Raw genomic sequence first — 12,523 nt, forward strand, 5'->3', positions numbered from 1 at the left:
CCCTATAGATTGCACCCATGCCAGGCGCACGAACAATAGCGAACAGGAACAGTCACTGCTCGCTTACCTCATTTATAAGAACACTTTTTACCTGTATTAATATCGTGAGTACGTAAAAAACACTTTATAAAAAGATGTTAACCGTACAGCCTTTATAAAGGACATCTTCCGGCATTAAAAACCGGAAGCAAAGGGTGCGTCCCCTTACTTCCGCTTCATCTTCGCCTCAAGTACTTTTCATTGATCACGAGCACCTTCCCGTTCTCTGAAATAGAATACTTACGATTTATGAATCGATAGTTCTTATAATGAATGTGCCCGATGGTGTAGATAGGTAAAATCATAAACAGAAGAATAAAAATCTGTAAAAGCCAGTTAAACGTATTTCCAAAGATATATACCGTTGTTACTGCATGCACAATATAAGCGGTCATCAAGACAATCGTGACATTACAAATATGAAACGCAACAACCTCTTTCTTTTCCCGAAACATTCGTTCCAATTCATACTTAAAATGAATCGTAACAAAAACTGCTATTACGATGGCAATAAGCGAAAACAAATACGTGAAAACTGTACCCATGTTTCCTGTCCTCCACTTGATTGATCAATAAGCACCTGCCAACTAGATACCGTCCTCAACAAAAACTCACCTTAGTCTGAAACTGTGTAATAGAGAGACGTATTTAAAGTGAGATGTAGATTAAACTGTTCCGCCAATCCCCCTCTTCCTCCTGATTTTTCTATTTACCCAATACTATAAGATTCCTCTATGGCTTTTGCAACTTCGATATAGGCAACTAGCCTATACACCCGACTATTTCCCTTCTGTTTGCGCAATTTTACGCACATTATCACATAAAAAAAGAAGCAAAGGGTGCCCCCCTCGCTTCATCAAGACAGTGGAAAAACAATGCTGACCGTTGTCCCTTGAGATTTTTCGGATTCTACAGATACTTCCCCTCGATGTAATTGTGCGATTCGCATCGCAATATTCATGCCTAGACCTGTTCCTTCAATTCTTTCGTCAGTATTGGTTCCACGATAATATCTTGTGAACAAGTGTTTTTTCGTCACTTCATCCATCCCAATTCCATTGTCTTTAATGAGAATCTTAAACTCATTTTTAGGTTCATCTTTTGACAAGACGACTTCAATATCTGTACCTTGGGGATTGTGTTTGATGGCATTATAAATGAGATTATCGATCATTCTTTCAAACCACTTTTCATCAGCAGAAAGATAGTGAGGTTGATTCAATGGCTGAAAGCGCAGCTGATAGTCGTCTCTTAGCGTTAAGTCTCCTTGGAATTTACTTAGAATGTCTTCCATCAAAGGATTGATGTCCACCTGCTTAAAGCTCGCAGGTGTTTCTTGATTTTTCAACTGAAAACTTAACGAAAAATCCTCAATCAAACTTAACATATACTCACTTTTTTCACCCAAGGTCTTGCCGATTTCCTCTAACTCCTCTTTTGTCCATTCATATTGACCACTTTCTAGAAGTTTTCCATATCCTTGCATGGTGGATAATGGCGTTCGAAGATCATGCGAAATCCCTGTCATCCATTCTTCTCGATTTTTTTCTAACTCCTCACGCTCTTTTTTAGACCGTTCCAGCTTTTCTGCCATCCCGTAGAAGGCCTGAAAAACTTCATCATACAAACGATATCTCATTTTTGTTTTCCCATTTTTACGAAAAACTTGCTTCCGCTCACGCTCGGTAAGTACCTCTTCGTACTGCTCATTTCCCATGCGACTTAACCAATTCGCGAAGATAAACAGCGGATTTCCATAGCGAAACCCATTCCAAACGGAGATGAGAATCGTAATGAGAAGAACAATCATTGCGGTGATCCCAAACGCCATTGCTAAATCACGATAGCTATCGAAGTTCATCTCTTTCTTATTCTCGTTAGATGTAGTGAGGACCCACCTCAAATCAGAATCTGGATCTTGATAGGTCGTTAATTTAGTTGAAAAGACGTCTGGCTGTTCTTTTCTCATAAATAAATGTAAAGGCTTATCTTGTTCTTTTTTTGGCCCTACACCGATTCTTTGCTTCACTTTTTCATTTGAATCCACTAACTCTAGTGAACCATTTATATTCTTTAACTTACTTTCTACCTCTGCTAGGTGTTGGTCTGCGATTAATCCTTTTTGACCATAATCTTGTGCAAGTGTTTCCAAGAAGTTCTTTTCCTGATCAAAATGTCCTAAAACAAATAAATAGGGAGTTTCATAGAATGTTTCTAGATAAAAGGTTAGAGAATAGTCTTGTAGCTCCTCGGTTTCCTGCATCTCTAATAACTCAAATGGGCTATATTGATTGGGAAGATCTTTTGGCACGTTTCCCGCTTCCACTACTTTCCCATCTTCATTGATGATTTGAACCCATAAGTCTTCTTCTAAACTTTCATCCCATCCATCATTCATCTCTAACTGTTTAAAGGAAATTCCTGTATCAACCGTAATGCTTTCAAGCTTAGCTTGATAGTAATTATTTTCCGAAACATCCTTCGCATAAAAAGCAATCACAATAAAAAGAGTCATCAAAATCACAATGACCATTAGCACAGCTATTGAAATAAATTGGAAAGAAAAGTGCAGAAACAATCTCCATCTTAACTTTTTCATGATTGATTTCCCTTACTTAATTTATAACCTAGACCTCGTACCGTAACTAAATATTTAGGCTGACTAGGATCTTCTTCAATTCTTTCTCGTATTCTTCGAATATGAACCGGTACGGTATTTTCATCTACATAATTGTCAAATCCCCATACTGCCTCTAATATAGTTGTTTTTGAAAGTACTTGATTCGGATGTTTACAGAAATAAAGTAACAACAAATATACCTGTGTTGGGCAAGGGACGGGATCTCCTTGGACAAGTAATTCTCCGGCATTTTCATCTACCATAAACCTTCCAAAGTCATACTTTTTGACTGAATGTTGACTTTCAATGCTTTTTGGATTCGCTGTCCGTCTTAAATGAGCTTTAATCCTTGCCGCAATCTCCAAAGGATTAAACGGCTTTGTCACGTAATCATCGCCACCCGTTGCAAATCCAGTTAAAACGTCTAAATCAGATACCCTTGCTGTTAAAAATAGAATATAAGCATTGGAAATCTGGCGAATCTTTGGACATAAATCAAAGCCATTCGCATCAGGAAGCATGACATCAAGGATGATAATATCAATCTCGTTTCTTTCTAAAATCTCAATTGCGTCTCTCCCAGTATGAGCGGTGTATATATGTTGAAACCCTTCTTTTTTTAACATCATTTCAAGCATTTTCACAATAGCTATTTCATCATCTACAATTAAAATGTTTGTATTCCCCATCAATTTCCACCTCGTTGTTCATACTATCATAAGAACTTTACGAACAGATAAACAAAATGGAAAAACCTTTATGCAATGGTAATGTTTCGGTCATTTAATCGAAAGCTTGAAAAGGTACAGTAACATTAAGCAAGAATTAGGGAGGAAAAAAGAATGAAACAACGAGTTAGCACGATTGATGGATTACGAGGGTTTAGTTTACTAGGAATCTTAATGGCCAACATGCTCATTTTTCAGTATGGAATGTTTGGAAAAGACCAGTTAACGGACCTCATGTATGCTGATCATCTCGCCTATATTTGGCTGAAGATTTTTGTAGAAAGCAGTTTTATGCCAATCTTTATGTTTTTATTTGGGTATTCCATGATCATGATGAAGGGAAAGCTTGATAGAAACGGAAGCAAAGTGAAACGACACTTTGTCAGACGCTTTTTATTGTTGATTCTTTTTGGATTGCTTCATTCCTTTTTCATCTGGGAAGGAGATATCCTATTTAGTTATGGATTAATGGGATTAATCCTCCTCGTCTTTTTAAACCGAAAGAAAAAGACCCTTCTCATCTGGTCCATTGGATTACTGATTGTGACATCTTTAATGGCATACGGTGATCCAAATGAAATGATCGAAGATGAAACGCAACTAAATGCTTATGTTGAAAAAGCAAACCATATCTATTCCACGGGAAGTTATTCTAAAATCTATACCTTTCGAAATAGCGACGAAGATCCCTTTGGTTGGCCTGATTATATGTATGTAGTTGTCCTGCTGGTAGCTCCATTTATCACTGCCCCAATGTTTTTATTAGGAATGTACGCTGCGAACAAAGAGTGGTTCGCTACACCAAAACAAGAAAAGAAGAGATATGTTTGGTTTGCTAGTGTGTTTATTGCATTAGGGTTACTGTTGAAAAGCATTCGCTATTTGATTCCTGATTCTTCATGGGGTGAGGTCGCTTATACACTCGGATCATCGCTGCTTGCCCTAGGCTATATTTTCGGCTTTGCACTTCTTTATACAACCGAAAAACTTCGTGTTCAATCTTGGTTTGAAAAAGTAGGACGTCTTTCAATGACCAATTATTTAATGCAAAGCATTGTATGCACAGCATTATTTTACGGATATGGGTTGGGATGGTTTGGCAAGTTGGGCGTTTTAGTAGGAATAGGTGTTGCTTTAGTCCTCTATGTCCTTCAGATCATCACAAGTCATTATTATCTCAAACTCTTTAAAATGGGTCCGTTTGAAAGAGTGATGAGAGTAGGAACGTATTTAAGTTTTAAAGGTAAGCCTAAAAGAAAGAAAAAAGATAACGATAAAGTTGTGATTGAAGAAGATCCTCTCGTTTCTAACGGATAAGAATAAGGGTGACGAATAAGGGTGACGAATAAGGGTGACGAATAAGGGTGACAGGCACCATCCAGTTTCTGGATGGTGCCTGTCACCCTTTTCTCTTTTCTATACCTCTATTGGAGTCACTCTTACTGCACAGGCTTTAAATTCTGGCATCCTTGACTGGGGATCGAGTTTTGGTAAGGTCAATTGGTTAATGCTCTGTTTGCCTTCCCAATGGAAGGGAACAAAAACCGTATCCTCCCGAATGCCAGGTGAAAATTTAACTTTTAGGATCATCTCTCCTCTCCGGGAGCATATGCGTGCTTTCTCTTTATCTACTAAACCAATAAGGCTTGCGGTTGTGGGGTGAATCTCTATAAAAGGTTCGGAAGTTTTGTTTAATTCCGCTGTAATTCTAGTTTGTACCCCCGTTTGATAATGATGGAGAATCCGACCTGTGGTAAGCGTAAGCGGAAACTCTTCATCTGCTTTCTCTTTCGGAAATTGGTTCGCAATTGGGGTCACACGGGCCTTCCCGTTTCTATGGTAGAATTTGCCCCTCTCAAACATTCTGGGTGTTCCGGGATGTGACTCTTCCGGACATGGCCAGTATACACCTTTCTCCTCTTCTATCCGTTCATAGGTAATTCCAGCGTAATCCGCAATGCCCCCCTGTGATGCTTTACGGAGTTCTTCAAAAATCTCTTTGCTGCTTTGATAAGGAAAAAACTTTCCCTTGCCAAGCAACTCAGAAATCTCACATAGAATCTTCCAATCTAAACGAGCTTCTCCAGGAAGCTTCCTCGTGGCCTTGCGTAAGATGACTCGTCCTTCTAGATTCGTCATCGTCCCTTCCTCCTCTAAATAGGTAGAACCTGGAAGGATTAAATCTGCGAGCTCCGCTGTTTCAGACATCAGTGTATCAATCACGACGAGAAAATCTAGTTTTCCCAGGGCAGATTTTACGAGATTCGTATTGGGGTTTGAAACCACAGGATTTGAGCCAAGGACGATCATCCCACGGATTTCTTTTTCTAACATCTTCTCAAACATTTCATAAGCGGACACGCCTTTTCCAGGTATCGAAGACTCTTCAATCCCCCAAACCTTCGCAATATGGGTACGATGCTCCACATTGTCAACGGACCGGTATCCTGCCAATTGATCGGTCTTTTGTCCGTGCTCGCGACCCCCTTGCCCATTTCCTTGCCCGGTAATCGTTCCCTACCCACATCCATGTTTCCCAATTTTCCCTGTCATCAAGACTAAATTGATGAAATTACGGACGGTGTTCACACCCCCTGCATGTTGTTCAGCCCCTCTTGCCGTAAACACCATCCCTGTGGTTGCCCTTCCATATAAACGCGCTGCCTCAATGATTTGATTTTTGGCTACTCCAGTGATCCTTTCCACCTCGTCCAAATCAATGGACCGGGCAAAGGAAAGGAGTTCCCGACCTCCTTCAACCGATTTTTGCAAAAACGAATGATTCACATAATCCTCATCCACAATGATTTTGAGCATGCCATTGACGAGCGCCGCATCCATTCCTGGCTTAACCTTTAAATGGAGGTCAGCTACTTTTGAAGTGAGTGTTTCTCGAGGATCTATCACAATGATTTTTGCACCACTTGCTTTAGCCTTCCGGAAATAAGGCATGATGGTTGGTTGACATTCCGCTATATTCGCACCAGCCAAGATGATACATTCCGCATCCTGGATTTCACGTAAAGGATTGGTCAATCCCCGGTCAACACCAAATGCTTGGTTAGAAGCACCTGCTGCCGAAGACATACAGAATCGACCATTGTAATCAATATACTTCGTCTCTAACGCTACCCTTGAAAACTTCCCTAATAAATAGGCCTTTTCATTGGTCAAAGCCCCACTCCCATAGACACTCATCGCATTCTTTCCATATTTCACTTGGAAAGAAATGATTTTTTGTGAAAGCCAGTGATAGGCTTTTTCCCAAGATACTGGTACAAATGAATCGTCAACTTTTAACAAGGGGGTTCGTAAACGACTTGAACTTAACGCATGTTTATAAGAAAAGAGTCCCTTTGGACATAGCCTGCCTTCTGAAACTGGATCACTCTTTAGCGGTGTTATTTTATACCGAGTTTTTTGTTTTGACCGATCTTCATGTAAATTCATTTTACATTGCATGCTACAAAATGGGCATTGCGTCTCATGGAGATATTCTTTATCTTGTTGATATTCTCGTTCGCGAAACCCTTTTAAAAAATCAGACATTCTTTCCTCTCCTTTATATCGTCATCTAATGAAAGCAATTTTTATGAAAGACTCGATACACCACCTTGTTTCTTAGCCGTGAAAATCGTTCGAATTTTATCACTGTTATAAACCAAGCAAACAAGAGCGAACAAGGACAACAAAACAAAGCCGAGCATATAATCACCAAGATAATCCTTGAATATCCCTAATAGAATCGGAGGAAAAAAACCACCTAATCCACCCGCAGCACCAACGACCCCTGTAACGGCTCCCATGTTCCCTCGAGAAACTTCCGCTACTCGTTTAAAAACAGCTCCGTTCCCTGTTCCCAGCATAATCGCCATCAATAAACATTCCGCCATAAACAGGAGAAGGGGACCTTGCCATAAAGCCAACAAGATGGAAGTGAACAATATCGAAGAAAACACAATATTCAAGACTTTGACTGCCCCAAACTTATCGGAAAGGTACCCCCCTACCGGTCGAATGAACGTGGCCCCAATGACAAATATTCCTGTTAAGCCACCTGCTTGAACGGCATCTAAATGAAAAAGGTCTTGGAACAGAATCGGTAGATAAATCCCAAAGGTGACAAACCCTCCAAATGTTAAAAAATAATAGCCCGATAAAACCCAGGTTTCTTTGTTTTTCATGACCTCCAGGGATTGTTTGAGCGTTTTCCCCTCCTTTGGTTTTGCAAGCTCGATCGTTCCGAACCAAAAAATGACCGACATGATGAGAATAGCGAAAGCAAAAATCCGAAACATCCAAGGTAGTCCCCATAGGTTCATAATCTGTGGGGCTAGGAAACTGGCTACGGCCGTCCCTAAATTCCCGATTCCAGCAATCCCAAGGATTAGTCCTTGCTTTTCAGGAGGATAACATCTTGAAACGTAAGCAATCGAGACGGCAAACGTCGTCCCCGCCATTCCAATGAAAAACGCACAAAATAGAAGACCTTCATAAGAAGAAGTGAAACTGGCTCCTATTAAAGGAAGGGTTAAAAAAAGCATGGTAAAAACATAAACCTTTCTTCCTCCTACTCGATCGGCAAGAATGCCAATGGGGATGCGCATGACGGAACCCAAGAGAACCGGGATTGCAATCAAAATGCTTTTTTGTAAACCAGTTAACCCATACATTTCTTGAATCTTTCCAGCTACCGGTGAAAGAATCGACCATACAGAAAAAGCAATGATCATCGATAACGTAGAAAGAACTAATATCGATGTTTGATCTTTCTTATTCAACATGTAAACCTCCTCTATCGATTGTTCGCTATTATTTGATGCTGTTAATAAGCCAACTCTATACCAATGCCACTTGGGTGTCTTTGATGTTGTCATGTTTTATGACATAAGAATTTTTGTCCTCACGCAGAAAAAGGTGACCCGAAAAAGGTGACAGGCACCATCCAGTTTCTGGATGGTGCCTGTCACCTTTTTTTCGTCACCTTTTTTTCGTCCCTTAGCCCATATATTTCATACAATCTCTACACTGTATTTACAAGGAATTAATGTTCAACTGCTATGATAGCCTTACTAACAATGGAGGAGGCAGATGAAATGAATGTTCGTGCAGTATTTATCGATATGGATGGGACTCTTCTAACAGCCTCAAACGACATTTCCCGTCGCAATAAAGAAGCTATTTCTCGACTCACCCATCAGGGAATCATGGTTTTTCTAGCCACTGGTCGACACTATGAAGTAACTGCTCCCTATCACAAAGAGATTGGATTAGAAACTCCCATGATTTGTTTAAACGGTGCGGCCATTCATGATGCAGAGACTGGTAGAGCCTTGCAAATGAAAACCGTGCGAATAGACGAAGGACGATTCCACCACCACACCGCTGAGGCACCCTATAATGTAATTGTCCATACCGCAAATGGAATCTATTGTAAGGAGTCAAATGAAGAAATCGAGTATTGGTCAGAGGTTGGCCAAATTGAGCCACAATATATCGGAGATTTACGAAAGGCAAATTATCGTGATGTTCTAAAGTATAGTGTCCGAACTGGGTCATCAAGCCCTGAATTGTCTTCTTTGTTTAAAAATGAAGCTGAAGTTATTAATTGGAAGGATGGGTTTGAGTTACTTGCTCCTAATGTTTCGAAATGGTCAGCGATCAAAAGCTTGCTTCGTGCCTTTCGAATGAGTCCAAGTGAAGTGGTAGCCATTGGAGACGGTCCAAACGATGTTGAAATGCTTCGACGTGTTGGTACTGGTGTTGCAATGGGGAATGCAAGCGAAGAGGTAAAAGCCGCTGCCGATTTTATTACTGATCACCACGAAAACGATGGATTAGCTGAGTTTTTGGATCGTTATCTTTATCGTACCTATGGAACAAATGTGATTTAGGTTTGATTAAACCCCTTAGGATGTAAGTCCCAGGGGTTTAAGTGTATTAAACAAATCTTGAGATTTCACGGCTATTTTAGCTAACCTTGTTTTCAGCCTCTTGGTTCTTATCCTTTTTACCTGGTGCAAACCATCCAATTAGAGCAATCGCCACTAACACTCCATAGAAGATTGATGTCCATAGAGGACCGTGTGGAAAGTCATGATGTAAAACACCGATATCTTCATGGGCAAGTGTAATGACAACAAGCTTCACCCCGACCCAAGCGACAATCGCGTAGGCGGTTGTTTCTAAGGCTGGACGTGTATCAAGTAGTTGCACAAACCAAGTGGCAGCAAACTTAATTAAAATTAAACCAGCTATTCCTCCAAGCAGAATGACGGCAAACTGACCGCCATCCATCCCTCCAAAATTACCAAGGGGCGATTCCGGAAGGCCTAAGGCTAGAGCAACCGCAGCTAAAATGGAATCAATGGCAAAAGCCAGGTCAGCTAACGCAATCTTTCCAACTGTCGGCCAAAAACCCATTCCAGCAGCTTCTTCTTTATCATCCTTATGGATATCTTCATTTTTCTGACCAAATTTGGCTTGAATCACATGCTTCAATCCTAGGTAAAGAAGATAAGCGGCTCCTATCGCCTGTATATACCAAACGTTTGCAATAAAGGAAATGGCAAACAAGGCTCCAAATCGAAACACAAACGCCAAAATAATCCCGTAATTAATCGCTTTTTTCTTTTGTTCATTGGGTAAATGTTTTGCAATTACAGCCAATACAAGGGCATTGTCAGCAGATAATAACCCTTCTAGTCCAATTAGAACTAGCAATGCCCAGGCATACTCTAACCATATTGACTCCATCTACCTCTCCCCTTTCCAGGTTACTAATAGAATTTCCTGAAAGGGATAAGCTATGCTAATGAAGAGACTTCAATATTTGGCAACTCCTGCACGAACAAAACCATCTTATGTTGATCATTGTTTGTTTTTTGAATCAGAGAATGATTGGGACAGCTGTTACCCAATTTTATTTACATAAAATCGTTCTTTTATACAGAACATAAATTAATCATTTATAATTTGACCAGATGTTGTACTATATGTATTCCGTCTTTTTTATGCAGCAACCGTTCGACTTATTGTGGATGTTTCAAATCCTCCTTCCCTTTTTTAGAAAGTATAAAAAACCTCCATAAAAAAGGAGGTTAGATATCAGAATTGATTTTTACCAGTGCGAGTCCCTTTTTCTCTAGGAGAAACTCTAAAGCAGATTTAAACGTTGAGAATGCATTAACCTCTTTTACAACGGAAAGTCCAGATTTAACCATTACTTGAGATAATTGAGGCGAAAGCCCGACTAAATGGACTTCAATTCCCATAAGGTTTAAAGCCGTTAATAAATCTTTTAAGTATTTTCCTAAGCTCTGTAAATTGTCAACATTCTTAATGGATATCGCTGTAAAGTCAAGAATAACGGCATCTGTGGTCGTACAGCTAGCGTAATTTAATACTTTGGGAATAATCATTTGAAACCGTTCAGACGATAACACACCCGTGAATGGAATTAAAAGAGTATTTGGTACAATGGATGGTATAATAGGCAAAGCAGTTTGCTCGATGAGGTCTTCTAGTTCATTTACCCTGTTCTGTAGTTGGTTTATTGTCTCCCGCATTGACTTTATATCATTATTTTTCTTCTCCATAAACTCCCTCTATGCTTTCATTATTTAATCATTTAACCTATATTATATATCCCATTTTTCTTAAATTGAAACCTAGAATCACCATTTTATTCGGTGCCTACATTCTCGAAAAATAATGGTTCACGGTGCTTACCTGGTAAAAAAGAGGATGGACCACTAAGCCTTGTTTATTCCACAATGACTTAATGGTCCATCCCAATGATTATCACCTATAGGTATGATGCAGGGGGGTGAATAAATCTTCATCTGAATTTCTTACCATTGAAAAGTGATCAACATTGTAATGGCCATGGAGCGTTTCATTATGATGGTTGATTATTTGTTCAGCACTTAGTACTTTACTGTCTGTTGTCGAATGTCCATCTCCGACTAATGTGACATCAAACCCCTTTACGGTGGCTGTTCTGACTGCAGTATCTATACAATGTTGGGTTACACAACCCATTATCACCACATGTTGGATTGCTTGAGATCGTAAGTGATCAAGAAGCCCTGTACCATGAAAGGAATTCGTTGCTGATTTATCAAAGGACTTCGCATCCTTAGGGACATGAATGTTTTCATGTACTTGAAACCCCTTCCCTCTGCCTTCTGCGACATCTAAATCTCGTACAAAGACAACTGATACATTGCATTTACTTGCTTTTTCAATTACTTTATTGATGGTTGAAATGAGATGTTCTTTCTTGAAAACAGCTTCTTCTACTGGGCTTCCTTCAATTAAATCTTGCTGGGCATCAATGATTAACAAAGTTTGCTTCAATTGTTCTTCCCCTCTCTATTTGCGAATGCTTTTGAGGTGACTTCTAATTAATATAAAGTTGATATAATGTGTTAGAAAATTCAAACATTAAAATAATAACACATAAACGTTGGGTAATCACTTAAAATATTGTATTGGATGATCGATAAGTAGGCTGGAAAAGAGGGATTTAATTCATTTTCAGAGTCATATTTATCTGATCGTTTAAACATTAAAATCTAACATAGGAGCTTATCATATGAATCTAAATATAAGGCAAGAACAACCTGAAGATTACCAGACAACCGAGCAAGTAGTGAAAAGTGCGTTCTCAACTGTAGAATTTAGTGACAAACAAGAGCATGTCCTTGTCGACCGCATTCGGAAATCGGATGCGTTTATTCCAGAGCTTTCCTTGGTTGCATTCAATCAGGAAAACGAAATGGTTGGACATATTCTGTTATCAAAAATTCAAATTACCGATGGTCCAAAATCGGTCGAATCGTTGGCACTTGCCCCCGTTTCGGTTGCCCCTGAATATCATCGAAAAGGCATTGGAAGTCAATTAATCTATGCTGCAATTGAAAAAGCAAAACAGCTTGACCATCATTCAATCATTGTATTAGGCCATCCAACCTATTATCCTAAGTTTGGATTTAAATCAGCCTTTCTTTGGAAGATTCGTGCACCTTTTGATGTGCCCGATGAAGTCTTTATGGGGTTAGAATTAACTGAAAATGCCCTCGAGCATGTACAGGGAGTCGTTCAGTACTCGAAAGCTTTTGAATAGCATGGA

10 protein-coding genes and 1 pseudogene are annotated in these 12,523 nt (G+C 39.6%); 3 read left to right on the forward strand and 8 right to left on the reverse strand.

Annotation, left to right across the window (positions count from 1 at the left end; genetic code table 11):
• Positions 1-215: 215 nt before the first annotated feature.
• The 3 genes from H0185_RS02320 to H0185_RS02330 all read right to left on the reverse strand — a co-directional run bounded on the left by H0185_RS02320 (position 216) and on the right by H0185_RS02330 (position 3,348).
• Positions 216-584: a hypothetical protein gene (locus H0185_RS02320; protein ID WP_221870834.1), complete on the reverse strand. Its 369-nt coding sequence runs from the start codon at positions 582-584 to the stop codon at positions 216-218.
• 311 nt (positions 585-895) lie between these two features.
• Positions 896-2,638 (reverse strand): sensor histidine kinase, encoded by a 1,743-nt coding sequence (locus tag H0185_RS02325; protein WP_221870836.1) that lies wholly within the window; start codon positions 2,636-2,638, stop codon positions 896-898.
• Positions 2,635-3,348 (reverse strand): response regulator transcription factor, encoded by a 714-nt coding sequence (locus tag H0185_RS02330; RefSeq protein ID WP_221870837.1) that lies wholly within the window; start codon positions 3,346-3,348, stop codon positions 2,635-2,637. The genes H0185_RS02325 and H0185_RS02330 overlap by 4 nt, the downstream gene beginning before the upstream one ends.
• Positions 3,349-3,501: 153 nt before the next feature.
• On the opposite strand from H0185_RS02330, the gene H0185_RS02335 reads away from it, so the two are divergent.
• Positions 3,502-4,704, forward strand: a complete 1,203-nt coding sequence (locus H0185_RS02335) for a DUF418 domain-containing protein (protein ID WP_221870840.1) — start codon at positions 3,502-3,504, stop codon at positions 4,702-4,704.
• A gap of 99 nt (positions 4,705-4,803) precedes the next feature.
• Here H0185_RS02335 and nasC read toward each other — a convergent pair.
• Together nasC and H0185_RS02345 are read right to left on the reverse strand one after the other, a co-directional pair.
• Positions 4,804-6,936 (reverse strand): annotated as a pseudogene (gene nasC, locus H0185_RS02340) (assimilatory nitrate reductase catalytic subunit NasC).
• A 41-nt stretch (positions 6,937-6,977) separates the two neighbouring features.
• Positions 6,978-8,168, reverse strand: coding sequence for an MFS transporter (locus tag H0185_RS02345; protein WP_425515805.1), 1,191 nt, complete (start codon positions 8,166-8,168; stop codon positions 6,978-6,980).
• A gap of 315 nt (positions 8,169-8,483) precedes the next feature.
• Here H0185_RS02345 and H0185_RS02350 point away from each other — a divergent pair, with 315 nt between their 5' ends.
• Positions 8,484-9,281: an HAD family hydrolase gene (locus H0185_RS02350; RefSeq protein ID WP_221870844.1), complete on the forward strand. Its 798-nt coding sequence runs from the start codon at positions 8,484-8,486 to the stop codon at positions 9,279-9,281.
• Positions 9,282-9,357: 76 nt separating this feature from the next.
• Here the strand turns inward: H0185_RS02350 and H0185_RS02355 are convergent, their stop codons facing one another.
• The 3 genes from H0185_RS02355 to H0185_RS02365 form a co-directional block, all read right to left on the reverse strand.
• On the reverse strand, positions 9,358-10,143 hold the full coding sequence (locus H0185_RS02355; RefSeq protein WP_221870846.1) for a TerC family protein: 786 nt from the start codon (positions 10,141-10,143) through the stop codon (positions 9,358-9,360).
• Between the two features lie 344 nt (positions 10,144-10,487).
• Positions 10,488-10,985: an STAS domain-containing protein gene (locus H0185_RS02360; protein ID WP_221870848.1), complete on the reverse strand. Its 498-nt coding sequence runs from the start codon at positions 10,983-10,985 to the stop codon at positions 10,488-10,490.
• Between the two features lie 205 nt (positions 10,986-11,190).
• The gene (locus H0185_RS02365) at positions 11,191-11,748 is read right to left on the reverse strand and encodes an isochorismatase family protein (protein WP_221870850.1); all 558 of its coding nucleotides are present in this window, start codon (positions 11,746-11,748) and stop codon (positions 11,191-11,193) included.
• A 238-nt stretch (positions 11,749-11,986) separates the two neighbouring features.
• Here H0185_RS02365 and H0185_RS02370 point away from each other — a divergent pair, with 238 nt between their 5' ends.
• Positions 11,987-12,517, forward strand: a complete 531-nt coding sequence (locus H0185_RS02370) for a GNAT family N-acetyltransferase (RefSeq protein ID WP_221870852.1) — start codon at positions 11,987-11,989, stop codon at positions 12,515-12,517.
• The last annotated feature ends 6 nt before the right edge of the window (positions 12,518-12,523 follow it).

The organism is Mesobacillus maritimus, from assembly GCF_019749255.1.
Taxonomy (GTDB): Bacteria; Bacillota; Bacilli; order Bacillales; family Cytobacillaceae; genus Mesobacillus_B; species Mesobacillus_B maritimus_A.